General features: G+C 60.1%; 1 pseudogene. It reads left to right on the top strand.

What is annotated here, in order from left to right:
- Window positions 1-217: 217 nt before the first annotated feature.
- Window positions 218-915, top strand: a pseudogene (locus CcI49_RS42955) (hypothetical protein); the annotation flags it as partial.

The following is a 915-nucleotide window of genomic DNA, read 5'->3' as shown; positions in this document are numbered from 1 at the left end:
GTCCGCCTAATTTTTGTTTGGGTGTGACGGGCAGCCCTCCCTTCTCCCATCTGGAGAAATCTGCCAGGTGGGAGAGGCGGAGGGCTGTCGCATGCATGAAGAGCTGGGTGGAATGATGTTGCGAGGATCTCCCTGATAGGGGTGTGTACTCGCACCAATCACACCAGGTGGGCCGGGTTGGTGATCTGATCTACTTTTGCCATGTGATCCGGTCCGGATGAGTTCGACGCTTTGCTGTCGCGAAATATGTCACTCGAAATTTTTCCGCAACACGCCGGTCTGGTGGAAGCGGTTGATCCGACGGCTTGATAGCTACCATCCCGCTGCGACGAGGTGGATCCTGATGTCGAGCGGGGAAATCATGATTGTTAAGAAGACTTGGTCCGTTCTGGCTCTGGCCGGTGGAATATCTGCTGCTGCTATCTTGCCGGCGTCTCCTGCCAGGGCTGACATATCGATAGCCGTTGATCCGGCTCCAGCCAACCTGGTGGCGCCCGTGGTCGCTGTAGGAGATGGCCAGGAGAGTGTCGGAGAAGTGGAGCCCAGGGTTTTGGATGCCGGGCAGGGCCTGGCTATTCCGAGCGGATTGAACCTCTCCATTCTGTCGACCGGAAGCATCACGATCGGTATTGGCGCGCCGGTTACTGCGGAGACCATTGTCGGTGGCCCGACGAGTACCTTCGGTGCGGCGTCCAGCGCTCAGGGTGGGTCGACTGGCTCGTTCGATGGCGACGGAACCCAGGGCGGGTCATCCCAAACAACCAGACCGGTTGAGGAAGGCGTGACCATCGATATCTCCACACCGCGGAACCTTGGCGGCAAGGAGACGACCGGGTCGTTCGGTAAGGGTGGCGCTCAGGGTGGGTCGACCGGGTCGTTCGGTAAGGGCGGGTCCCAGGGTGGGTCGACCGGGTC

It is taken from the genome of Frankia sp. CcI49 (genome assembly GCF_001983215.1).
GTDB classification, from domain to species: Bacteria; Actinomycetota; Actinomycetes; order Frankiales; family Frankiaceae; genus Parafrankia; species Parafrankia irregularis.
The sequence above is the reverse complement of the archived record's forward strand: the minus strand, read 5'-3'. Positions and strand labels throughout refer to the sequence as shown.